Source organism: Flaviramulus sp. BrNp1-15 (assembly GCF_022259695.1).
Lineage (GTDB): Bacteria > Bacteroidota > Bacteroidia > Flavobacteriales > Flavobacteriaceae > BrNp1-15.
The window spans coordinates 2,842,691-2,865,843 of the sequence record NZ_CP092099.1 but is presented as its reverse complement, the minus strand read 5'-3'; the positions used below and the strand labels follow the sequence as shown (position 1 = coordinate 2,865,843).

Here is a 23,153-nt window from a genome sequence, read left to right as displayed (position 1 = left end):
ACTTCAACTAACCATGAAAACCCTCTCATTACTTATTTTTTGTTTATTTTTTCAATTTGTTTCTGCACAACCAGATTCACTTTTCATAAAAGAAAAGCTGCCAAAATACTTAGGACCACAATGGACTCAAAAAAATAGAGTTTCAATTGATTTAAACGAAGTAGCTTTTGTTAATTGGAATTCTGGTGGTACTAATTCCATTTCAGGGTTATTAGGTTTAAGATCTTCTTATAATTATAAAGACAAATATTTTGTTTGGAAAAACAATGCGTTGATTGATTATGGTATTAATAAACAAGAGAAAAGAGAAACCAGAAAAACAGACGATTTATTTGAGGTAAATTCTAATTTAGGCTTTAAACCAGATAGTATTTCAAACTGGTTTTATTCTGCTCGTTTAAATTTTAGAACGCAATTATCAAATGGTTATAATTACCCAAATAAAGAAGAACCTATTTCTAGATTAATGGCTCCTGGATATCTCTTTTTTGGTGGCGGAATGGAATACGGAAAAGATATAGATGAGCTATCTTTTTATTTTTCACCAATAACCTTAAAAGCAACCTTTGTTTTAGACGAAGATTTGGCAAATGCAGGTGCATTTGGAGTTGTTCCTGCAATTTTAGATGATGAAGGTAATGTAATTGTTGAAGGAGAACGTATAAGAAAAGAGTTGGGTGTTTTGGTAACTAACAGTTACGAAATGGAAATAGTCGAAAATATTAACCTCAAGCATCAAGTGAGTTTATATTCTGATTATATAAACAATTTTGGGAATATAGATTTCGACTGGAGAGTAGACTTCGATTTTAAAGTAAATAGTTTTGTTAGGGCAACTTTAGGTTCTCATTTAAGGTATGATGATGATGTTAAAACTTCTGTGCCAACAGAAGTAGAAGGAGAGTTTGATGAAGCAGGTGCTAAAATACAGTGGAAACAGTTTTTAGGTGTAGGTTTTGCTGTAGACTTCTAAATAAAAGCCTTAAAATTTCTTCAAAAAAATTGTTAACTTTTAATTGTTAATAAAAACACAAGTTGTTGATATTTAGTATTTTAGGTGTTTTCGTGTGATAAGTTATATGATTTTTATCATATTTTAAGTTAGAGTATTTTAGTTTATTTATGTCTTTATTTCATAATCTAATCCAACTTAAATTTTCATGTATCAATGAATGCAGAACTCACCCATTCCCCTTCAAAAACGTACTCGCAAAACGATGCGTTTATCGCTTCACTAGAATATTTTAAAGACGACGATCTAGCTGCCCGTGTGTGGCTAAATAAATATGCACTTAAGGATTCTCAAGGCAATATTTATGAGCTAACACCAAACGATATGCACCATCGTATCGCAAAAGAAATTGCAAGAATAGAAACCAAATATGTTAATCCGCTTTCAGAAGATGAGATTTTTAATCTGATTAAGAATTTTAAATACATAGTGCCACAAGGAAGTCCAATGGCGGGAATTGGTAATCCGTTTCAATTAGCATCACTTTCTAATTGCTTTGTAATAGGAAACTCTGGGGATTCTGATTCTTATGGAGGAATCATGAAAATTGATCAGGAACAGGTACAACTCATGAAACGACGTGGTGGTGTTGGTCACGATTTGTCTCATATACGCCCAAAAGGGACATCAGTTAAAAATTCTGCTTTAACATCAACAGGTTTAGTACCTTTTATGGAGCGCTATTCAAATTCAACCAGAGAAGTTGCTCAAGATGGTAGGCGAGGAGCTTTAATGTTATCGGTTTCTATAAATCATCCCGATTCAGAAGATTTTATAAATGCTAAATTAGAACAGGGTAAAATTACCGGTGCAAATGTTTCTGTTAGAATAGATGATGAATTTATGAAAGCTGTTAAAACCAATAGTAGCTACATTCAAAAATACCCGGTTTACAGTAAAAAGCCTAAGGTTTCTAAAACAATTGATGCCAATGAACTATGGAAAAAAATTGTACACAACGCATGGAAATCTGCAGAACCAGGAATCTTATTCTGGGATACTATAATTAATGAATCTATTCCTGATTGTTATGCCGATTTAGGTTATAAAACGGTGTCAACAAATCCTTGTGGAGAAATACCTTTGTGTCCTTATGATTCCTGTAGATTGTTGGCTATAAATCTATTTTCTTATGTAGAAAATCCGTTTACAAATAAGGCTAATTTCAACTTTAAATTATTTAAAAAGCACGTTGCTATTGCACAACGCATAATGGATGATATCATTGATTTAGAACTTGAAAAAATTGATAAGATTTTAGAAAAAATTGATTCAGATCCAGAGTTCGATGAAATTAAAAGAATAGAACGTAATTTATGGATTAATATTAAGCACAAAGCTGAAGAAGGTCGAAGAACAGGTGTTGGTATAACAGCAGAGGGTGATATGTTAGCGGCTCTTGGTATTCAATATGGAAGTAAAAAAGGCAATGAGTTTTCTTTAAAAGTGCATAAAACTATTGCCATTGAAGCATATCGTGCTTCTGTTAATTTAGCAAAAGAACGTGGTGCATTTTCAATTTATGATGCAGAACGTGAAAAGAATAATCCTTTTATTAAGCGTTTAAAAGATGCAGATAGTAAGTTGTATTATGAGATGTTAGAATATGGTAGAAGAAATATTGCGCTTTTAACAATTGCTCCAACAGGAACAACGAGTTTAATGACTCAAACAACATCTGGTATAGAACCTGTTTTTATGCCTGTTTACAAACGTAGAAGAAAAGTTAATCCAGGAGATAAAGATGTGCATGTTGATTTTGTTGATGAGGTTGGAGACTCTTGGGAAGAGTATGTCGTTTTCCACCATCGTTTTAAGCAATGGATGGAAGTAAATGGTATTGATACCACTATAAACTATTCGCAAAGTGAAATAGATGAGTTAATTAAAAAATCGCCTTATTATAAAGCAACTTCTAATGATATTGATTGGTTAAGTAAAGTAAGTATGCAAGGAGCCATACAAAAATGGGTAGATCACTCAATTAGTGTTACTATTAATTTGCCTAACGATGTTACAGAGGATTTGGTTGGCGAATTATATTTAAAAGCTTGGGAAGTAGGTTGTAAAGGTGTAACTGTATATAGAGATGGTTCACGGTCTGGTGTTTTAATTTCTGTTGATGATAAAAAAGAGAACAAAACCAATGGAAAGTTAACAACATTTCCAATAAAACGCCCACAAACCCTAGAAGCCGATGTGGTTCGTTTTCAGAATAATAAAGAAAAATGGATTGCATTTATCGGGTTAATTGATGAAAAACCATATGAAATTTTCACTGGTTTGGCCGATGATGAAGATGGTATTTTGCTACCACGTTGGGTAAACAATGGCTTAATTATAAAAAACAGAAATGAAGATGGTAGTTCGCGTTACGATTTTCAATATAAAAATAAAAGAGGTTATAAAACCACCATTGAAGGTTTGTCGCATAAGTTTAATCCAGAATTTTGGAATTATGCAAAATTTATTTCTAGTACGTTGCGCCACGGTATGCCAATAGATAAAATTGTAGATTTAATCAATAGTTTGCAACTGGATAGTGAATCTATAAACACATGGAAAAATGGTGTTGTACGAGCTTTAAAACGTTATGTAGAAGACGGGACTAAAGTAAAAGGGCAACGGTGCGAAAATTGTAAATCAGAAAATTTAATTTATCAAGAGGGCTGTTTAACTTGTAAAGATTGTGGTTCCTCTAAGTGCGGTTAAAATAGCAATGTTCACTTATAAAAAAAGGAAGCTAATCGACTTCCTTTTTTTATATAAATTCTCTTAAAATAATAAGAAAAGGTAAGGAAAACACTAAATCTACTACATAAAGCAATGCAAAGAGTTTTAATGTTGAGACACCAAGGTTTTTATAAAATATTAGTTTTCGTTTTGCGCGAGTTTCATTTAAGAAATACCATAAAAAGCCAACCAGTAATAACTTCAAAATAAGGATTGGAATAATCTCATATTTTAAAAAAGAAAGCGCCATATTTAAAACCACAGACCATAAAATAAATGGTCTGTAAAATGAGAATATGGAAAAAAACTTTTGCATGGTAAATACTATAACGCTTGTAGTTTGAGAATATTTTTGATAATTACGTATTACAGTTGTTTGCAATCATTGAAAATTCATAAATTATCGTATTTTTGGTTCCCAATTAAAAAGGCAGATGTTAGAGAAATTACAAATAGTAAAACAACGTTTTGATGAGGTTAGTGATTTAATCATTCAACCAGATATCATGACTGATCAAAAACGTTATATAGCACTTAATAGAGAATACAAAGACTTGCGAGTTCTTATGGATAAGCGAGAAAAATATATTGAACTTACCGATAATTTAGCTGAAGCCGAAGCCATAATTGCAGATGGAAGCGATTCAGAAATGGTAGAAATGGCTAAAATGCAATATGATGAATCAAAAGAGGGTATCCCTAAATTAGAAGAAGAAATAAAAGTACTTTTAATACCTAAAGATCCTGAAGATTCTAAAAATGCGGTTGTTGAATTACGTGCTGGAACAGGTGGTGATGAAGCTAGTATTTTTGCAGGCGATTTATTTAGAATGTACACTAAATACTGTGAAAGCAAAGGTTGGCGTGTTGATACAGTAGATTTTAGTGAAGGTACAAATGGTGGATTTAAAGAAATTCAGTTTGAAGTTTCTGGTGAAGATGTTTATGGTACGTTAAAGTTTGAAGCTGGTGTACATCGTGTACAACGTGTGCCACAAACCGAAACACAAGGACGTGTACATACAAGTGCAGCAACGGTAATGGTGTTTCCTGAAGCAGAGGAGTTTGATATAGAAATTAATCCTAAAGATGTAAGAATAGATTTTTTCTGTTCTTCTGGTCCTGGTGGGCAATCTGTAAACACAACATATTCTGCGGTACGTTTAACACACATACCAACTGGTTTGGTGGCGCAATGTCAAGACCAAAAGTCGCAACATAAAAATAAAGAGAAAGCATTTAAAGTATTACGCTCGCGTTTGTACGATTTAGAACTTGCTAAAAAGCAAGAAGAAGATGCTGCAAAACGTGGTAGTATGGTAAGTTCTGGAGACAGAAGTGCCAAAATTAGAACATACAACTACCCGCAAGGGCGTGTAACAGACCACAGAATTGGTTTAACGCTTTACGATTTACAAAATATTATAAATGGCGATATTCAAAAAATAATAGACGAATTACAATTAGCTGAAAATACCGAGAAGTTAAAAGCTAGTGATGAACATATTTAATTATAAGCCTCTTTTTGAGGCTTTTTTTATAACATGACAACAAACCAACTTATACAACAAATCAAAAAAAAGAAATCCTTTTTGTGCATAGGGTTAGATGTTGATTTAAATAAAATTCCAAAGCATCTTTTAAAAGAAGAAGACCAAATATTTTCATTCAATAAAGCCATTATTGATGCAACCCATCATTTATGTGTGGCTTACAAACCCAATACTGCTTTTTATGAAGCTTATGGGCTTAAAGGATGGAAAGCTTTAGAAAAAACGATTAATTATTTAAATGAAAATCATCCAGAAATTTTTACTATAGCTGATGCTAAGCGTGGTGATATTGGTAACACAAGTACTATGTATGCTAAAGCTTTTTTTGAAGATTTAGCTTTTGATTCTGTTACGGTTGCACCTTATATGGGTAAAGATTCAGTAGAGCCATTTTTAGCTTTCGAAAATAAACATACTATACTATTAGCTTTAACCTCAAATCAAGGAGCATTTGACTTTCAAACGTTAAGAGTTAATAATCATGAATTGTATAAAGAAGTTTTACAGGTGTCTAAATCTTGGAATAACTCAAAGAATTTAATGTATGTTGTTGGTGCTACTAAAGCTGAATATTTAGGAGAAATAAGAAAAATAATTCCAGAAAGTTTTTTATTAGTTCCAGGAGTAGGAGCACAAGGAGGTAACTTACAAGACGTTTGTAAATATGGAATGACAGAAGATGTAGGCTTGCTTATAAATTCTTCAAGAGGTATTATATACGCCTCGAATAACGAAGATTTTGCGCATGCTGCCGCTTTAAAAGCAAAAAGTATTCAAGAGGAAATGGAAACACTTTTATCTAAATAGAAGTTGTTTCAAATTCTTCAGAAAACTCAACTTTGCTAGCATCTTCAACAAAATTCGCAATTTTGTTTTCTAATTCTTTTAAGCTAATTAGCTTGTTTAAGTTAGGTTTAATTTTACCAACTTTACAAAAATGGGGACTCATAATGTTCAGTTTTTATTAATAAAGTACGTGCTTAAACATCTTTTAGATGTAATGAAAAGGTTAAAGAATTGCTAAAAATTAAGAAACAACTGGTTGTTTCAATTCTCTGGAGAGATACTTTAACCTATTAAGTTTGTTAAGCAGTTTAATAGCATTATACTCTGAAATATCACTTAAAGCAGAATCTGTTTGACTTAAATTATAAGCTTGCTCAACAAGTTTTTTATATTTTTTGTTAAGCTTGATTTGTCGGCTTTTTATATCATCTATTCTGCTCATTTAATGTCTGATAAACAAGTACTTAAATATACATTTTTTTATTTAGAATAAAAATTATTTGTAGTATTTTTTTTCATATTTAATACTTTTTAGTAATAATCTTTTGTTATTTTTTTATATAGAAAAACATACTGAATTTGATTTTTGGGTTAGAATATGGCTAGTTAATCAACCTAATGGTTCTACTATTGAGAAACCATTAAAGATGGAGATAATATAACCACAGCTTATAATGGTTTGTATAAAAAAACCGAATTATAGACATTCGGTTTTTTTATATAGAATTGCTTCAGGTTAATCTTGTAACGCAAAAACTTTCTTCAATAAATCAGTTGTTCTAGAAGATAGTTTGGTGCGTATTTCTTTTTCTTCAACAGCAATCATAGTGTAAACACCTTTTAAAGCTTCACCTGTAACATAATCTGTTAAATCTGGATTCACATTATTTGTAAAAGGTATTGTGTTGTATTTGTTAATTAAATTATTCCAAATTTCGTCTGCGCCTACTTTAGCAAAAGAGTTGTTAATTACTGGATGGAATTTATCGTAAAGAGCTGTTTGAGTTTTGGTTGTTAAATATTGTGTTGCAGCATCATCATTTCCTAATAAAATATTTTTAGCATCAGCAAATGTTATACCTTTTACAGCATCAACAAAAATAGGTGTAGCTTCTTTTACAGCATCTTCGGCAGCTCTATTTAAAACTTTTAAGCCTTCATCTGCTAAACTACTTAAACCAATATCTCTAAGGGCTTTATCTACTTTTTGTAATTCTTCTGGTAATAAAATCTTAACCAAATCATTTTTATAAAATCCGTCGGTTTGTGTAAGTTTAGTAACTTGTTTTTCTATACCAAAGTCTAGAGCTTGTCTTAAGCCTGAGGCAATCTCTTCGTTACCAATACCAGTTCCTTGTGGTAACTGATTTACTACTTGTTGCAATTCTGCGCATGCAGTTAGATTAAAAATTAAGAATAATGCTATAAATTTTCGTATCATAGTTTATGGGGTTTAATGTATTCGCAAATATATATTTTATATGCTAAATCGAATATAATTGTATAAAATACTATTTTAGCACAATATTTGTTATTAGTAGATAGTAAGTTAATTAATGTATATGAAATTTTTAAAAATATTATTTATTGTTTGTTTTTTATTTAGTCCTTCACTTTTTCATGGTCAAATAAAAATTTCTGAAAATATTCAAGAATCTTCAATAGCAAAAAGTGAAAATAACGCACTTTATTTCGTGGATTTTTGGGCAACATGGTGTAAACCTTGTATTCACGTTTCTAAATATTTAGAATCTTTACAAAGACAATACCCAGAAGATTTCTATATATTATCATTATCTCAAGAAAGTCCAGAAGTTGTAAAGAAGTTTTTACTGAAGCACCAAATAAATTTAGCTATAGCTACAGACTATGAAGGGGAAACTTTTACAAAAAATAATATTTACAGTTTGCCATATGGTATTTTATATAATGCACAAGGTGAAAAGCTTTGGGAAGGACATCCGGCAGAGTTTAAAAATTACAATATAGATGGTTATTTGTCTCAGCATAAAAAACGAGTTTCTGTTGATACATTTTTTAAAGTACATAAATACCAACAGACTATTGTTAAGGAGCCTGAAATGCCAAAAAAGGATTTTGAATATTCTGTAGTAAAAAATACTGAAGATCAATCAGGGTTTCAAATAATTGACGAAAAGAATTATGTACAACTTAAAGGTAGTTTACAAGATATTATAGGATACGCATTAAATATTTATAGAAATCAAATAGAAATATCTAACGATCTAAATAAGTATTACACCATGTATTTTAAAAAGTCTTCCAAATCTTATTTAAATATGGAAGATAGCATATTGGATGCTTTAAAACTTAAAAGAAGTGTAACAGAAAAAGAAGGTGAAGTTTTAATTTTAGATATTGATAACCCAAATTTTTGGGATACTAATCAAATAGATTGGGAAGGAAATAGTCAAAAATATTTAATAGGAGATTCTGATATTCAAGCGGATAATGTGTCGTTAAATGAGGTTACTTATAAACTTTCGGGTTTATTAGATATGCCAATAGTTTTTAATAAAAAGAATAAAGATAATAGCTTACACGATTGGCAAATACACTATAAATATTTTGAATTAATGACTGCAAACTTGAACGATTATGGTCTTAAAATTCAAAAGAAATTTTCAAAATATCCACAATACGTAATAACAAAAAAACGCTCTAGATAGAGTGTTTTTTTTTGCCCAATATAAATTAGAAACTTTTTAAACTCAACTTAATATAAAGATATAGAGTTCTATTCTTTTGGGTTATGTTATTTTGGGTTATGTTATATAGATTTATTTAGTTGATTAGAAGAGTATACTTAAATAAGTTTTAAGGCTACTTATTTTAAGATATAATGAACTAGAGTAGAATAGGAATAAATCATTATTCAAGTAACCTTTAAGTTGGTTTCTTATATTATTAAGTCATAGGGTATAGATTATTCAAAAAGAATTATTAAAATATTAGAAACAAAAAAAGCACTCAAATTAGAGTGCTTTTTTTATAAGTTGTTTTAGAGATTAGTTGTTTAATACTCTAAACTCAGTTCTTCTATTTTTTTGGTGTTGAGATTCAGAACACTCTACACCATTTGAACAACGGTTTACTAATCTTGTTTCACCATATCCTCTTCCAGATAATCTACTTCTAGAAATACCTTTAGAAACTAAATAGTTAACAACAGAATTAGCACGTTGTTGAGATAAAGACATGTTGTAATCATCATTACCTCTAGAATCTGTATGAGACATTAATTCGATGTTAACAGGCTTGCTGTTAAGTAATGGTAATAATGTTTCATCAATTATTTTCTTTGAAGCTGGAGTAATACGAGCGCTACCTGTTTCATAAAAAATAGGTAATACGTTAGCACTTAATAAACCACAATCAACTTCTTCCCAAGTAGTAATACCACCTTTCTTAGCTAAAACTGTTTTAGAAACAGTTTGAGTTCTTGCAGGAATAGTTACACTTCTTGTTGAAGCTGGAGTAGCTACAACTCTACGTGTGATAGTTTTGTACTCAGCAGGAATTTCAATTTCATCCATTCTTGCAGGAGTTTTAATAACTCTTTTAGAGTAAGTAGCACCAACTTCAGGAACAGGCATACTACTTGTGCTAGCATCGTTAGCTAAAGTTGTAAAGTTTACATCTTTAGATTGAGCTGGGTATTCAACAAAACATGCAACAACACAATCCTCTTTATTTGGAGAATCACAAGCTGTTTCTTTGTACTCCCAACCAGAAGTTGCAGGATAAACTTCAAAAGTTCTTGAGCTAGAACCAAAACTAGCTGGAATAACTTTTAAGCTAGATCCACCTTCTTGTTTTACGTAAGGCACATCAATAGTTTCGTAAGTAGCTGGTACATAAACGAATTTTTTAGAAGCTTCTTTAACTAATACACGATCTTCAACAGTTCTGTATGTTGCAGGAACTACTTCTAATTTTGTATACGCAGGATAAACTTCAATAGTTTCATCAACAGTAGTGAATTCGTCCTTAGTAATACATTTTACATAACATTTTCCAGGTTCTGGATTTGCTGGTAAGTTCTGAGCTTGAGTAAAGCCGATGCCTAATAAAAAAGCTAGACATAAAAATAAATTTTTGTTCATAAGATTAAAATTTTAGTTAATGGTTATTTTTTCCATACTCGTCAGACACAGGAAAAATTAAATGGTCACAATTTTAGTTAAAATTAAATGTTTCTTTAACATAATTTTAACATTTTTGAAAGATTAATCTTAATAAAGGTAGTAAAAGTATTGCTTTTAAGAAAATATAACAGTCTTATTATTGTAAACCATTACTTTTCTTGTAGAATGTAATTTAATAGCATTGGCTAAAACAATTTTTTCTAAATCACGTCCTTTAGCTATTAAATCTTTTATGGAATGTGTGTGTGAAACATGTGTAACATCTTGTTCAATAATTGGTCCAGCATCAAGCTCTTCTGTTACGTAATGGCTAGTTGCACCAATTATTTTTACACCTCTTTTAAATGCAGAATGATAAGGTTTGGCGCCAACAAATGCGGGTAAAAATGAATGATGTATATTAATAATCTTATTTGTGTATTTACTTATTAACTTTCCTGAAACAATTTGCATGTACCTTGCTAAAACAATAAAATCTATTTTATATTTTTCTAAAAGTTCCAACTGCTTATTTTCTGCTTCCTCTTTAGTTTCTTTAGTTACAGGAATATGATAGAAAGGAATTTTAAAGCTATCAGCAATTGGTTTTAAATCTAGATGATTACTTATTATAAATGGAATTTCTAAATTGAGTTCTCCAGAATTGTATCGTCCTAACAAGTCATATAAACAATGATCATATTTAGAAACGAATAAAGCCATTTTTGGTTTTCTTTCAGAAGAGTAAATGCGCCACTTCATATTAAAAATTTCTGCTAATTCTGTTTTAAACGATAATTTAAAATTATCTGTAGAAAAAGATTCATGAGTAAACTCACTTTCTAGACGCATAAAAAAAATGTCTTGTTCCCTGTCAACATGTTGATCTATATATACAATATTACCTTCATTTTCAGCAATAAAACTTGTTACAGATGCTATAATATTTGGTCTATCTTTACAATGGATTAAAATTGTAATCTTGTTCATGTTCTTTTTCTTTTAAGTGGATAAAAGTAAACCAAATTACATAAAAACGTAATGCTTGTATAAAAATTAGATATTTGTTTAAAATTCACTTATTTTTTTGAATTATTCTTAAATTGCAACTCTAAAATCAATGTTTTTTTATTAATGAATCAAATTGCTCCATATAAGCCAAAACATAAAGTACGTATAGTAACTGCTGCTTCTTTATTTGATGGTCACGATGCTTCCATAAATATTATGCGTCGAATTATACAATCTACGGGTTGTGAAGTTATACATTTAGGTCATGATAGAAGTGTGCAAGAAGTTGTAAATACAGCTATCCAAGAAGATGTAAATGCTATTGCTATGACTTCTTATCAAGGTGGGCATAATGAGTATTTTAAATACATGTATGATTTATTGAAGGAGAGAGGAGCAAGCCATATTAAAATCTTTGGCGGCGGCGGCGGAGTTATACTTCCTGAGGAAATAAAAGACTTAATGGATTATGGTATCACACGAATTTATTCGCCAGATGATGGTCGTGAAATGGGATTACAAGGCATGATAAATGACCTTGTTAAACAATCAGATTTTGCAGTTGGTGATGATTTGAATGTAGAAATTGATGAGCTTCCAAAAAAGAACCCAAAAAATATTGCAAGATTAATTTCTTCAGCTGAAAATTTTCCTGAAGTAGCAGAAAAAACCTTGCAGAAAATCCATTTAAAGAATAAAAATTCAAATACTCCAGTTTTAGGAATAACAGGAACTGGAGGTGCAGGAAAAAGTAGTTTGGTAGATGAGGTTGTTAGAAGATTTCTAATAGATTTTCCAGACAAAACAATAGGAATTATTTCGGTAGATCCATCAAAACGAAAAACAGGTGGAGCGCTTTTAGGCGATAGAATTCGTATGAATGCGATTAATAATTCAAGAGTTTATATGCGTAGTTTGGCAACGCGTCAATCTAATTTGGCTTTGTCTAAACATGTCAATGAAGCTGTAGAGGTTTTAAAAGCCGCCGAATACGATTTAATTATTCTTGAAACCTCTGGAATTGGGCAAAGTGATACCGAAATAATTGAACATAGCGATGTGTCACTTTATGTTATGACACCAGAATTTGGTGCAGCAACGCAGTTAGAAAAGATTGATATGCTTGATTTTGCTGATTTGGTTGCCATAAATAAGTTTGATAAACGAGGTGCTTTAGATGCACTACGCGATGTGAAAAAACAATATATGCGTAACAATAATCTTTGGGATATTCCTCAAGATAAATTACCTGTTTATGGAACTATAGCTTCTCAATTCAATGATCCTGGAATGAATACGCTATATATAGCAATAATGGATAAGTTAGTTGAAAAAGCTAACTCTAAGTTGAAATCTACATTTTCTATTTCAGAAGAAATGAGTGAAAAGATTTTTGTGATTCCACCAAGTAGAACACGTTACTTGTCTGAAATTGCTGAAAATAATAGAGCATATGATAAAAAAGCGAATGAACAAGTTGAAGTAGCTCAAAAATTATACGGAATTTCTAAAACCATAGAATCTGTAGTTGATCAAGAACCAGAATTAGATAAATTTGGAATTGCTTCAAAATCTATTAAATCTAATGATGAAAATAAAGACTTCATTAAATTACTTGTTGGAGAATTTGATCGTGTAAAACTAAATCTAGATCCTTATAATTGGGAGATAATTATTGGTTGGAACGAGAAAGTAAATAAATATAAAAATCCTATCTATTCATTTAAAGTAAGAGATAAGGAAATAAAAATAGAAACGCATACAGAATCGTTATCGCACACACAAATACCAAAAGTAGCTTTACCAAAGTATCAAGCTTGGGGAGACATTTTAAAATGGTGTTTACAGGAAAATGTACCAGGAGAATTTCCTTACACTTCAGGATTGTATCCATTTAAACGTACAGGAGAAGATCCGGCGCGTATGTTTGCTGGTGAAGGTGGTCCAGAACGTACAAATAAACGTTTTCACTATGTGAGTATGGGCTTGCCTGCAAAGCGTTTGTCGACTGCTTTTGATAGTGTTACACTTTATGGAAACGATCCAGATTTGCGTCCAGATATTTATGGAAAAATAGGAAATGCAGGAGTTTCAATTTGTTGTTTAGATGATGCAAAGAAATTATATTCTGGTTTCAATTTAGCTGATGTAATGACGTCGGTAAGTATGACCATTAACGGTCCTGCTCCTATGTTATTAGGGTTCTTTATGAATGCTGCCATAGACCAACAATGTGAAATTTACATCAAAGAAAACGGATTAGAAAAAGAGGTTGAAGCAAAAATAGTAAAGCTTTATAAAGGTAAAGAACGTCCAAGTTATAATGGTGAGTTACCAGAAGGGAATAACGGTTTAGGATTAATGTTGCTTGGTGTTACTGGAGATCAAGTTTTGCCAGAATCAATTTATCAAAACATTAAATCTAAAACTATAGCTCAAGTTCGTGGTACAGTTCAGGCAGATATTTTAAAGGAAGACCAAGCACAAAATACATGTATATTTTCTACAGAATTTGCATTGCGATTAATGGGAGATGTGCAAGAATATTTTATTGAAAATAATGTCCGTAACTTTTATTCTGTTTCAATTTCCGGATATCATATTGCTGAAGCTGGTGCAAATCCAATTACGCAATTAGCACTAACTTTATCTAACGGATTTACATACGTTGAATATTATTTATCCCGTGGAATGGATATTAATAAGTTTGGACCAAACTTATCGTTCTTTTTCTCAAATGGTATAGATCCAGAATATGCTGTAATAGGTAGAGTAGCTCGTAAAATTTGGGCAAAAGCCATGAAACATAAGTATGGCGCAAATGCCAGAGCACAAATGTTGAAGTATCACATTCAAACTTCTGGACGTAGCTTACACGCTCAAGAAATTGACTTTAATGATATTCGTACCACACTTCAAGCCTTATATGCAATTTACGATAATTGTAATTCGCTACATACTAATGCATATGATGAAGCGATTACAACACCAACCGAAGAGTCTGTACGTCGTGCGATGGCTATTCAGTTAATCATCAATAAAGAATTAGGATTAGCAAAGAATGAAAATCCATTACAAGGATCTTTTATCATTGAAGAATTAACCGATTTAGTTGAAGAAGCAGTTCTAGCAGAATTTGATAGAATTACAGAGCGTGGAGGCGTTCTAGGAGCTATGGAAACGATGTACCAACGTAGTAAAATACAGGAAGAAAGTTTGTATTATGAAACCTTGAAGCATAATGGTGATTTCCCAATTATAGGAGTAAATACTTTCTTAAGTAGTAAAGGTTCTCCAACAATTATTCCAGCGGAAGTTATTCGTGCAACCGAAGAAGAAAAACAATTCCAAATAAAAACATTAGAAAACCTTCATAAAGCAAATGATACTAAAGCCTTGTTAAAAGAGCTTCAGCATAAAGCAATTAATAACGAAAATATTTTTGAAGCCTTAATGGATGTTTGTAAAGTATGTTCGTTAGGGCAAATTACTCAAGCTTTGTTTGAAGTAGGAGGACAGTATCGTAGAAATATGTAAGCAGAATTCCAATTTTCAAAAGCGAAGTGTATTGAAAATTGAGAATGTCGCTTACCCTAAGCGCAGTCGAAGGGTCTTTTTAATTATAAGTTTTCAAATTTTAAAACTACAAAGTCATCATCCAAGAACTTTGCAGTTTTTTAAACTTTTTTAATTCGCTACGTAAAATTGGTAAGAAATCTTTACCGTTACTGTTTGAACGCTCTAGTCTGTATGAGCTTTTGTACAACTTGTTTGTAAGTCGTCTAAGAGATGCAATGTGCCTGTGTTTTCTATCAGAATAACGCTCAAGTTCAGCATTTAAAATTTCAGGAGCTAAAGAAACAGATTGTTGTACAATATCTCCTGAGAAATAGATATTTTCATCTTCAGATCCGTCAGGTTTCAGTGCAGATAAATCATGATTTAAATACATAGAAATACTCTGAGATAGACTAAAAATCTCTAAAGCTTTTTGATAAATCGGTAATTCCGATAGGTTTAGTGGGGTATTAGATAGCATAATCTTTTTTCTATAAGCAATTACATCAAAATTACTCACAAGAAATCATATCTGTCTTTAGATTTTAAAGTAAAATCGTATATTTGATTTAAATATTAATTTTTTTTTATTCAATTCCTTACAAATGGGTTTAGATACTCTTAATAGAAAGATTTTGAAGTGTTTACAAGAAAATGCTAGACTATCGAATGCCGAAATTGGCAGGCGTGTTGGTATAAGTTCTCCTGCTGTATCAGAGCGTATTAAAAAAATGGAAGATTTGGGGATTATTGAAGGTTATAAAACCATGGTCTCGCCTTTTGAAATTGGTTATCAACTAAAAGCAATTATCACATTACGAGCTTTTATGGGAAAATTAAAGCCTTTTTTAGAAAAGGTAAAAACTTATGATGAGGTTATTAATTGTTACCGAATTACTGGCGATGAAAATATTGTTATGATTGTAGTGCTTAAAAACAACAAGCATTTAGAATCTTTTATAGATCAGCTAATTACATATGGTGAATCTAAAACGCAGATTGTTTTGTCTAGAGTAGTAAAACAAAAGGAAATTATTCCGGTTAAATAGAGTTAAGCCAAACTTTCAATATGCTTTGCAATTAATTTTGCATGTATTCTTGAATTTTCAATAAACCATTTGTGGGTTTCTTTACCACCACAAATTACACCTGCTAAGTACAAGCCTTTAACATTAGATTCCATAGTTTCTGGATTGTAACTTGGTATTTTTTTATCTTCTGAAAGTTCTATACCGTTCAATTTTAATAAATTGAAATCTGGTAAATAACCTGTGAGAGCTACAACATAATCGTTGGGTAAAGTTAAATCTCCATTGGGAGTTTTAATAGTTACTGAATCTTCATCAATTTTCGTTATTTCAGAGTTAAAATAAGCCTTTATACTACCTTCTTCTATACGATTAATAATATCTGGTCGTACCCAATATTTTACACGTTCACCAATACTTTCGCCTCTAACAACCATGGTAACGTTTCCGCCTTTTCTCCAAATTTCCAAAGCCGCATCAACAGCAGAATTACTTGCGCCCACAACCACCACATTTTGTAATGAATAATTATGAGCTTCTTTGTAATAATGCGTTACTTTTGGTAAATTTTCTCCAGGTACATTCAATAGTTTTGGAATGTCGTAAAACCCTGTTGAAATGATAACTTGTTTGGCTTCATATTCATTTTTATCTGATGTTACATGAAACGCATCATTTTCTTTCTTAATTGACTTTACGGTTTCATATAGATTAATATCCAATTTATTTGAAGTAACAACGCGTCTGTAATATTCTAAAGCTTCATCTCTGTTAGGTTTAGGGTTGTTGCTAATAAATGGAATATCATCAATTTCTAACTTTTCTGAAGTAGAAAAAAAGGTCATGTTTTTAGGGTAATTAAACAATGAGTTTGTTAACGCACCTTTTTCTAAAACTAAATAATTCCAACCTTTTTTTTTGCATTCTAAAGCACATGCAATTCCTATAGGACCAGCTCCAATAATTATAATGTCTTTCTTGTTTTTCAAAGTTTTAATTTTTTTTGAGTTTTTAACTTTTTGTTTAAACCAAATAGTATTAGCGCACAAATAGCTGCAATAGCTGTTATAATATACCAAGTATTGTCATATCCTAATTTTGCTGTCATTTGTAAACCAGCGTTATGTCCAAAAATATGAGCAATGGAGAAAGAGATGGAATATAATGCCATATACTCTCCTTGGTTTCCTTTTTGAGCACGTTCTACTGCAAATGCATTAGAAAACGGAAACGCTATCATCTCACCAAAAGTCATCATTAGCATACCTATTACTAATACACCAGACCAACTTGTTAAATTTAAAATAAATAGACTTAAGCCGGTTAATATAGCTCCAAAAAACATAAGCCCAAGTTTAGTATATTTTGTATTTTCTAACCATTTGATTAGAGGCATTTCAAAAATAAAAATAAGAAAACCATTTAAGCCTAAAATTAGTCCGATTTGAGTTTCGGTTAATATATGTACATCTTTATAGTAAATAGTTATAGTTGAAAAATATTGCAGAAATACAATACCAAATAATGTCATAGCTAATAAAAACGTTAAAAAAGCTTTGTCTTTATAAGCCGAAATTGGACTGTCATTTTTTATTTCATCTAAAACTTTTGCCTTTTTAGGATGTAAAACCTGTATTAAAACTAATGTAGCAATTATACAAGTAATTCCATCTACCCAAAATAATCCAGAATACCCAAGACTAGTTATAATTATCCCACCTATAGCAGGTCCTGCCGAAAAACCTAAGTTTATAGCTAGACGAATTAAGGTAAGAGATCGTATTTTGTTTTCGGGTTTACTATATGCGTTAAGAGCTACGAAAATAGCTGGTCTAAAAGCATCTGCAACTAGCATAACAAAAAATATTCCAACACAAATGGAAGCAAATGTGTGCAAAAACTGTAAAGCTATAAATAGTATACCTGTAGATAATAAACTTCTTACCATTACTTTATAATAGCCAATAGTATCGGTTAATTTACCACCAAGCCATGAACCAGCAACCGAACCTAAACCAAAAGCACTCATAACCCAACCTACATCACTTACTGTAAAACTTAAATCTTCTTTTAGGTATAATGAAAGAAATGGTATTACCATAGTGCCTGCTCTGTTTATAAGTGTTATTAAAGCGAGCCACCAAATTTCTTTTGATAAACCTTTAAAAGTGTTTAGGTAGTTATTAAATAGCGTTTTCATTGGTTTGGTTTGTTCTAGTTTATGTTTCTACATTTTATTTATGTTTTGAAGTCCATTGTAGACTAAAAATAAAAAGTCCGACTGTGAAGTCGAACTTTTATATATTGTAATATTTTATAATCATATCACCACAATATATAACAAGCCCGATTTCCTCTAGTTAATGAGGTCCATTGCTTTTTACAAATTGTGACGTTATTACGCATTTTTATATCTTTTGATTCTTCAAATCTATATAAAATAATTGTAAATTGTATTTTTGAAATGAAATTTTTTAGAATGAAGAATATATTTATAACAATAAGTTTGTGTTTTTTGCTAGTATCTTGTAGTAGTAGCTTTCAAGGTTTTTATAATAACCATAAGGCAGATATGGGAGCTACATCGTTTCAAGTGCCTAATTTTATGAAAGCGTTATTAAGTAATATTTCGCCTGAAGTAAAAAGTGCCATAGGTAATATTTCAGATTTTAAATATATTAAGTTTCAATCTGTAAACGCTTTAAAACGTCAAAGTCTTATTGAAGAAATGAATGCAGTTACAAATAGTGGTTATACAGATGTTTTTAGAAAAAATGAATTAGAACAAACACGAATTATATCGGTTAGAGAAGTTGGTGTTGTTGTAACTGATGCTATTATTTTTAATAGTACAGAAAATGAAACAACAGCATATTATTTTCAAGGGAATTTCGATCCAGAAAAGATAAAATCTTTTGCAGATGAAGAAACTTTTAATGCATTTTCTAATAATTTGATGCAGTCTTATAACTCAAACATTAATCCTTCATTTAATCCAGAAAACTAATGAGATATACAATTATATTATTAGCTGTTCTGGTTTCGTTTTCAAGTTGTGCACAAAAGAAAAGACCTATAAAAGGTGAAACAGAATTTCAAAGAAAAATTAATTCTGAATATAAAGATGCAACAACATCTCCTTTAAAAGATAAAGATAGAAAGCGTTTTGAAAGTTTAGATTTTTTTAAATTCGATTCAACATATGTTGTTGAAGCACAATTTAAAAGAACTCCAAATGAAAAAGCTTTTAAAATGAAAACAACTACTGATAGATTACCTGTTTATGTGAAATATGGTGAATTGTCATTCAATTTAAAAGGAAATACTTATAAATTAAACATTTACCAAAACCAAGGTTTAATTGAAAAAGAAGGATATGAAAATTATTTGTTTCTACCGTTTTTAGATGAAACCAACGGATTAGAAAGTTATGGTGGTGGACGTTATATTGATGCCAGAATTCCAGAAGGAAACACTATGATAATAGATTTTAATAAAGCGTACAACCCATATTGCGCTTATAATGATAGGTATTCATGCCCAATAGTACCGCGCGAAAATTATTTACAAACAAGTATAGAAGCTGGGGTTAAGGCTTTTAAAAAGCATTAGTTTTTTGTTAGCTAGCTACAATTTTTTCACTTCACTAAATACATCCCGAAAAATACAGCTAAAAAACCAACAATAAAACTTGCAATGGTGTAAATAGCAAAACTTGTAAAATCTCCCGATTTTAAAAATATATGATTTTCGTAAGCAAATGTTGAAAACGTGGTAAAGCCACCACAAAAACCTGTGGCTAATAATAAAGTTTGGTTTTGAGAAAGCGTATCATTTTTAACTGCTAATCCTAATATAACGCCAATCAGTAAACTTCCTAAAATATTAGCAGCAAACGTACCATAAGGAATACCATTTTCAGGGTTATTCAAATATTTCCCAATTAAATATCGTAGAACACTACCAATGCCACCTCCAAAAAAAACTAAAAGAAGTTGCTTCATTACTTAACAGGTACGTAAATTTCGGTTCTCCAATCCGCTGGATTTGGTACTTCACCTGGGTCGGTTGTATAAATTTCAAATGGTTTAATATCCGAAGCTTCTAAATTGTTTTCACCCAAATAAGCCATAGTTTTTTCCCAAGCTTTTGGCAAATATGTATAATTTCCAAGTAGCGTTGTTTTTAAACTTTTAGTTTTGGGTATATAACCACAAGAAATTTCACTTCCAGATGGTAAAATTATTTTCTCTGTAACAGGAATGCCATTACTCATTATAATGCTCCCATTTTCGTTATTCATTTCATTGTAAACCGTTAAAGGCATACCAGCCATTTGTATATTGTTTTGAGCAATGTAACTCATAATAGTTCCAAATTGTTGTCCCATTTTACTGCTAATATTGGTGCTATTAGCATTGGTGGTTTTGTATAAATAAAAGCCACCACCATATTCTTTTATACCATCTACAGCGATGCTATATTTTTTCATGTCTGTATCAATAATACTATCTAATTTAAATAAACCTCTTTCAAAATCTGGAGCTGTATTTTCCTCTATAGAGCCAGCAAATGTTGTATACATTTTAGTCATGAAATCTTGCTTGCCTTTCATGCCCCATGTTACTTTAGTACCTTCAAGTGTGTTTTCAAAAGTCCAGTTAATATCAGATTCAGATTCAAATGGTTTTATAAAAGAGATATGTTGAGAAATAGACTTGTCTTTTTCAAGTGCTGTAGTTTTCATGTTACCTTCTCCTAAAACTTCACCTTTCCATGCATAATTTCCATCTACACCAGAAGTTTTATCGCCATAAGTTAAAGTGGCATTTGGTTCTTGTTCAATCCAAGGAGAAAAATCAGGCCAATTTTTAAAATCATTTACTTTGTTAAAAACCATTGGAGTAGGTGCTTTAATAACCTTACTTCTTGAGAAATTAAATTCATTTGGTTGTACAGCAATATAAATAGCTAAACCAATAATAGCGATAAGTAAAAGGAATAAAATATACTTGAGAGTCTTCATTGCTAGAATTATGAAAAATTATTGAAATCAAATATAATCATTTTTAAATTTCGATTAATAAATTATTACATTTGTTATCCTAAAAATAAATTTTTAATAGCTAAAAGTTGATATTTTGAATTTATCAATAAAATCAATGCTATTTTAGATGATTTTTTCACAAATTAATTAATAGATATTTTAACAAAATGAAACTAAAATCAATATTAAACCTAGTATTCTTAGGTGCCATTTTATTATCATGTGGTAATGATAAATCTAAAAAAAGTAATGAAGAATTAGCTACAAAAGTCTCAACTTCATTTGATTACAATGTAGAGCAATTTGCCGATATTAAAATACTTCGATATCAAATTCCGGGTTGGGAAAAACTAACTTTAAAAGAACAAAAGCTTGTATATTATTTAACTCAAGCAGGATTATCTGGAAGAGATATTATGTGGGATCAAAACTACAGACATAATCTTAAAATTAGAAAGGCATTAGAAAATGTATGCACGACATATTCTGGTGATAAATCTTCGGAAAACTGGAAAGCTTTTGAGACTTATTTAAAACGTGTTTGGTTTAGCAATGGAATTCACCATCATTATTCAAACGATAAATTAAAACCTAAGTTTTCTTCAGAATATTTAAAAACGTTATTAACTGAAACTAATACAGTTCTTGAAGGTGAAGCCTTTGATGTTATTTTCAATGAAGCTGATACTAAAAAAGTAAATCAAGCAAAAGGTGTTGATAATGTTGGTTTATCTGCTGTTAATTTTTACGGACCAAATGTTACTAATGCAGATGTAGAAAGTTTTTATAAAGCAAAGGTATCACCTAATCCAGATAAACCTTTGTCATTTGGTTTAAACTCTCAATTAGTTAAAGAAAATGGTGTTTTAAAAGAGCGCGTATATAAATCTGGTGGATTATATGGAGAAGCTATAGATGAAATTGTTAAGTGGTTAGAATTAGCAAAAGGAGTAGCTGAAAACGAAGCTCAAGGAAACGCATTAGGTTTATTAATTGACTATTACAAAACAGGAGATTTACAAACTTGGGACGATTATAATGTAGCTTGGACAGCTGCTACTGATGGTAATATTGATTATATAAACAGTTTTATTGAAGTATATAACGATCCATTAGGTTACAGAGGCTCTTACGAAACTATTGTTCAGGTAAAAGATTTTGATATGTCTCAAAAAATGGCTGTTCTATCTGAAAATGCCCAATGGTTTGAAGATAATTCACCATTAATGGATGAGCATAAGAAATCCAATGTTGTTGGAGTAACCTATAAAGTTGTAAACGTAGCAGGAGAAGCTGGAGATGCATCTCCAAGCACTCCAATTGGTGTTAACTTACCAAATGCAAACTGGATACGTGCTGCGGTTGGAAGTAAATCGGTATCATTAGGAAATATAATAAATGCTTATAATAATTCTTCAAGTTCAGGGCGTTTAAAAGAGTTTGCAAATGATGAAGAGGAAATAGAATTAGAAGAAAAATATGGCCAGATAGGAGATAAATTGCATACGGCATTGCACGAAGTAATTGGTCATGCATCAGGACAATTGAACCCTGGAGTTGGCGAAACAAAAGAAACGCTTAAAAACTATGCGTCTACTTTAGAAGAAGGTCGTGCAGATTTAGTTGGTCTTTATTATCTATATAATCCTAAATTACAGGAATTAGGTTTGGTTGAAGATTGGAAAGCTGTTGGAAAAGCTGCTTATGATGGGTATATTAGAAACGGATTGATGATGCAGTTAATCAGATTGAATTTAGGTGATGATGTTGAAGAAGCCCACATGAGAAATAGACAATGGGTTTCTGCTTGGGCTTTTGAAAAAGGTAAAGCAGATAATGTAATTGAAAAAGTAACCAGAGATGGTAAAACATATTTCAATATTAATGACTATGATAAGTTACATGATTTATTCGGTCAATTATTAAGAGAGACTCAACGTATAAAATCTGAAGGTGATTATGCTGCAGTTGAAGCATTAGTAGAAGGCTATGGTGTAAAAGTAGATCAGGCAATTCATGCTGAAGTTTTAGAGCGTAACAAACAGTTTACATCTGCACCTTATAGCGGATTTGTAAATCCGGTTTTAGTTGCTGAAAAGAATGATGAAGGAGAAATTACAGCAGTAAAAGTTACTCAACCAGAAACATTTTCAGTTCAAATGCTTGATTATAGTAAAACTTATAACTACTTGCCAGAAGTAAATTAAGTAGACTATTAATTTATTAAATAATTTAAAGGGCAGATTCTTATCAAGGATCTGTTCTTTTGTTTACACT

The 23,153-nt window shown here is 30.9% G+C and carries 21 protein-coding genes; 10 read left to right on the top strand and 11 right to left on the bottom strand.

Annotated features, from left to right (window positions below; translation table 11 throughout):
* Positions 1-13 precede the first annotated feature (13 nt).
* A complete protein-coding gene (locus MBM09_RS12705) occupies positions 14-973 on the top strand; it encodes a DUF3078 domain-containing protein (protein WP_238674096.1) in 960 nt (319 codons plus the stop codon).
* Between the two features lie 195 nt (positions 974-1,168).
* Positions 1,169-3,724 carry an adenosylcobalamin-dependent ribonucleoside-diphosphate reductase gene (locus MBM09_RS12700; protein ID WP_238674095.1) on the top strand — a complete coding sequence of 852 codons (2,556 nt, stop codon included), beginning with the start codon at positions 1,169-1,171 and terminating at the stop codon, positions 3,722-3,724.
* 49 nt (positions 3,725-3,773) lie between these two features.
* Here MBM09_RS12700 and MBM09_RS12695 read toward each other — a convergent pair whose 3' ends face one another.
* The gene (locus MBM09_RS12695; protein WP_238674094.1) at positions 3,774-4,061 is read right to left on the bottom strand and encodes a hypothetical protein; all 288 of its coding nucleotides are present in this window, start codon (positions 4,059-4,061) and stop codon (positions 3,774-3,776) included.
* Between the two features lie 118 nt (positions 4,062-4,179).
* Here MBM09_RS12695 and prfA point away from each other — a divergent pair, with 118 nt between their 5' ends.
* Together prfA and pyrF are read left to right on the top strand one after the other, a co-directional pair.
* Positions 4,180-5,256 carry a peptide chain release factor 1 gene (gene prfA / locus MBM09_RS12690; protein ID WP_238674093.1) on the top strand — a complete coding sequence of 359 codons (1,077 nt, stop codon included), beginning with the start codon at positions 4,180-4,182 and terminating at the stop codon, positions 5,254-5,256.
* A 33-nt stretch (positions 5,257-5,289) separates the two neighbouring features.
* Positions 5,290-6,105: an orotidine-5'-phosphate decarboxylase gene (gene pyrF / locus MBM09_RS12685; RefSeq protein ID WP_238674092.1), complete on the top strand. Its 816-nt coding sequence runs from the start codon at positions 5,290-5,292 to the stop codon at positions 6,103-6,105.
* On the opposite strand, the gene MBM09_RS12680 is transcribed toward pyrF, so the two are convergent.
* The 3 genes from MBM09_RS12680 to MBM09_RS12670 all read right to left on the bottom strand — a co-directional run bounded on the left by MBM09_RS12680 (position 6,098) and on the right by MBM09_RS12670 (position 7,525).
* Entirely contained in the window at positions 6,098-6,247 is a 150-nt protein-coding gene (locus MBM09_RS12680; protein ID WP_238674091.1) for a hypothetical protein, read from the bottom strand. The genes pyrF and MBM09_RS12680 overlap by 8 nt on opposite strands.
* Before the next feature lie 78 nt (positions 6,248-6,325).
* Positions 6,326-6,526, bottom strand: a complete 201-nt coding sequence (locus tag MBM09_RS12675) for a Lacal_2735 family protein (RefSeq protein WP_238674090.1) — start codon at positions 6,524-6,526, stop codon at positions 6,326-6,328.
* A 294-nt stretch (positions 6,527-6,820) separates the two neighbouring features.
* Positions 6,821-7,525: a DUF4197 domain-containing protein gene (locus MBM09_RS12670; protein ID WP_238674089.1), complete on the bottom strand. Its 705-nt coding sequence runs from the start codon at positions 7,523-7,525 to the stop codon at positions 6,821-6,823.
* Positions 7,526-7,646: 121 nt separating this feature from the next.
* Here MBM09_RS12670 and MBM09_RS12665 point away from each other — a divergent pair, with 121 nt between their 5' ends.
* Complete coding sequence (locus tag MBM09_RS12665; protein ID WP_238674088.1) at positions 7,647-8,774, top strand: TlpA disulfide reductase family protein; 1,128 nt, start codon at positions 7,647-7,649, stop codon at positions 8,772-8,774.
* Positions 8,775-9,113: 339 nt separating this feature from the next.
* Here MBM09_RS12665 and MBM09_RS12660 read toward each other — a convergent pair whose 3' ends face one another.
* Together MBM09_RS12660 and purU are read right to left on the bottom strand one after the other, a co-directional pair.
* Positions 9,114-10,211 carry an OmpA family protein gene (locus MBM09_RS12660; protein WP_238674087.1) on the bottom strand — a complete coding sequence of 366 codons (1,098 nt, stop codon included), beginning with the start codon at positions 10,209-10,211 and terminating at the stop codon, positions 9,114-9,116.
* Positions 10,212-10,367: 156 nt separating this feature from the next.
* Entirely contained in the window at positions 10,368-11,222 is an 855-nt protein-coding gene (gene purU / locus MBM09_RS12655) for a formyltetrahydrofolate deformylase (protein ID WP_238674086.1), read from the bottom strand.
* Between the two features lie 144 nt (positions 11,223-11,366).
* On the opposite strand from purU, the gene MBM09_RS12650 reads away from it, so the two are divergent.
* Positions 11,367-14,780, top strand: coding sequence for a methylmalonyl-CoA mutase family protein (locus MBM09_RS12650; RefSeq protein WP_238674085.1), 3,414 nt, complete (start codon positions 11,367-11,369; stop codon positions 14,778-14,780).
* 106 nt (positions 14,781-14,886) lie between these two features.
* Here MBM09_RS12650 and MBM09_RS12645 read toward each other — a convergent pair whose 3' ends face one another.
* Positions 14,887-15,282, bottom strand: a complete 396-nt coding sequence (locus tag MBM09_RS12645; protein ID WP_238674084.1) for a hypothetical protein — start codon at positions 15,280-15,282, stop codon at positions 14,887-14,889.
* A gap of 124 nt (positions 15,283-15,406) precedes the next feature.
* On the opposite strand from MBM09_RS12645, the gene MBM09_RS12640 reads away from it, so the two are divergent.
* Positions 15,407-15,850, top strand: coding sequence for an Lrp/AsnC family transcriptional regulator (locus MBM09_RS12640; RefSeq protein WP_238674083.1), 444 nt, complete (start codon positions 15,407-15,409; stop codon positions 15,848-15,850).
* A gap of 2 nt (positions 15,851-15,852) precedes the next feature.
* On the opposite strand, the gene MBM09_RS12635 is transcribed toward MBM09_RS12640, so the two are convergent.
* Together MBM09_RS12635 and MBM09_RS12630 are read right to left on the bottom strand one after the other, a co-directional pair.
* The gene (locus tag MBM09_RS12635; protein WP_238674082.1) at positions 15,853-16,818 is read right to left on the bottom strand and encodes a YpdA family putative bacillithiol disulfide reductase; all 966 of its coding nucleotides are present in this window, start codon (positions 16,816-16,818) and stop codon (positions 15,853-15,855) included.
* Positions 16,815-18,029: an MFS transporter gene (locus MBM09_RS12630; RefSeq protein ID WP_238674081.1), complete on the bottom strand. Its 1,215-nt coding sequence runs from the start codon at positions 18,027-18,029 to the stop codon at positions 16,815-16,817. Before MBM09_RS12630 ends, MBM09_RS12635 begins: the two co-directional genes overlap by 4 nt.
* Before the next feature lie 279 nt (positions 18,030-18,308).
* Here MBM09_RS12630 and MBM09_RS12625 point away from each other — a divergent pair, with 279 nt between their 5' ends.
* Entirely contained in the window at positions 18,309-18,836 is a 528-nt protein-coding gene (locus MBM09_RS12625) for a DUF4252 domain-containing protein (protein WP_238674080.1), read from the top strand.
* Positions 18,836-19,441 (top strand): DUF1684 domain-containing protein, encoded by a 606-nt coding sequence (locus tag MBM09_RS12620; protein ID WP_238674079.1) that lies wholly within the window; start codon positions 18,836-18,838, stop codon positions 19,439-19,441. Before MBM09_RS12625 ends, MBM09_RS12620 begins: the two co-directional genes overlap by 1 nt.
* Positions 19,442-19,467: 26 nt before the next feature.
* Here the strand turns inward: MBM09_RS12620 and crcB are convergent, their stop codons facing one another.
* Positions 19,468-19,833 carry a fluoride efflux transporter CrcB gene (crcB, locus tag MBM09_RS12615; RefSeq protein ID WP_238674078.1) on the bottom strand — a complete coding sequence of 122 codons (366 nt, stop codon included), beginning with the start codon at positions 19,831-19,833 and terminating at the stop codon, positions 19,468-19,470.
* Positions 19,833-20,855, bottom strand: a complete 1,023-nt coding sequence (locus MBM09_RS12610) for a GyrI-like domain-containing protein (protein WP_238674077.1) — start codon at positions 20,853-20,855, stop codon at positions 19,833-19,835. The genes crcB and MBM09_RS12610 overlap by 1 nt, the downstream gene beginning before the upstream one ends.
* A gap of 188 nt (positions 20,856-21,043) precedes the next feature.
* On the opposite strand from MBM09_RS12610, the gene MBM09_RS12605 reads away from it, so the two are divergent.
* Positions 21,044-23,083, top strand: coding sequence for a dipeptidyl peptidase 3 (locus MBM09_RS12605; RefSeq protein WP_238674076.1), 2,040 nt, complete (start codon positions 21,044-21,046; stop codon positions 23,081-23,083).
* Positions 23,084-23,153: the final 70 nt, after the last annotated feature.

Coding starts and splice junctions, on each gene's coding strand:
- MBM09_RS12705 (WP_238674096.1), top strand. CDS start 14: ATGAAAACCCTCTCATTACTTATTTTTTGTTTATTTTTTCAATTTGTT.
- MBM09_RS12700 (WP_238674095.1), top strand. CDS start 1,169: ATGAATGCAGAACTCACCCATTCCCCTTCAAAAACGTACTCGCAAAAC.
- MBM09_RS12695 (WP_238674094.1), bottom strand. CDS start 4,061: ATGCAAAAGTTTTTTTCCATATTCTCATTTTACAGACCATTTATTTTA.
- prfA (WP_238674093.1), top strand. CDS start 4,180: ATGTTAGAGAAATTACAAATAGTAAAACAACGTTTTGATGAGGTTAGT.
- pyrF (WP_238674092.1), top strand. CDS start 5,290: ATGACAACAAACCAACTTATACAACAAATCAAAAAAAAGAAATCCTTT.
- MBM09_RS12680 (WP_238674091.1), bottom strand. CDS start 6,247: ATGAGTCCCCATTTTTGTAAAGTTGGTAAAATTAAACCTAACTTAAAC.
- MBM09_RS12675 (WP_238674090.1), bottom strand. CDS start 6,526: ATGAGCAGAATAGATGATATAAAAAGCCGACAAATCAAGCTTAACAAA.
- MBM09_RS12670 (WP_238674089.1), bottom strand. CDS start 7,525: ATGATACGAAAATTTATAGCATTATTCTTAATTTTTAATCTAACTGCA.
- MBM09_RS12665 (WP_238674088.1), top strand. CDS start 7,647: ATGAAATTTTTAAAAATATTATTTATTGTTTGTTTTTTATTTAGTCCT.
- MBM09_RS12660 (WP_238674087.1), bottom strand. CDS start 10,211: ATGAACAAAAATTTATTTTTATGTCTAGCTTTTTTATTAGGCATCGGC.
- purU (WP_238674086.1), bottom strand. CDS start 11,222: ATGAACAAGATTACAATTTTAATCCATTGTAAAGATAGACCAAATATT.
- MBM09_RS12650 (WP_238674085.1), top strand. CDS start 11,367: ATGAATCAAATTGCTCCATATAAGCCAAAACATAAAGTACGTATAGTA.
- MBM09_RS12645 (WP_238674084.1), bottom strand. CDS start 15,282: ATGCTATCTAATACCCCACTAAACCTATCGGAATTACCGATTTATCAA.
- MBM09_RS12640 (WP_238674083.1), top strand. CDS start 15,407: ATGGGTTTAGATACTCTTAATAGAAAGATTTTGAAGTGTTTACAAGAA.
- MBM09_RS12630 (WP_238674081.1), bottom strand. CDS start 18,029: ATGAAAACGCTATTTAATAACTACCTAAACACTTTTAAAGGTTTATCA.
- MBM09_RS12625 (WP_238674080.1), top strand. CDS start 18,309: ATGAAGAATATATTTATAACAATAAGTTTGTGTTTTTTGCTAGTATCT.
- MBM09_RS12620 (WP_238674079.1), top strand. CDS start 18,836: ATGAGATATACAATTATATTATTAGCTGTTCTGGTTTCGTTTTCAAGT.
- crcB (WP_238674078.1), bottom strand. CDS start 19,833: ATGAAGCAACTTCTTTTAGTTTTTTTTGGAGGTGGCATTGGTAGTGTT.
- MBM09_RS12610 (WP_238674077.1), bottom strand. CDS start 20,855: ATGAAGACTCTCAAGTATATTTTATTCCTTTTACTTATCGCTATTATT.
- MBM09_RS12605 (WP_238674076.1), top strand. CDS start 21,044: ATGAAACTAAAATCAATATTAAACCTAGTATTCTTAGGTGCCATTTTA.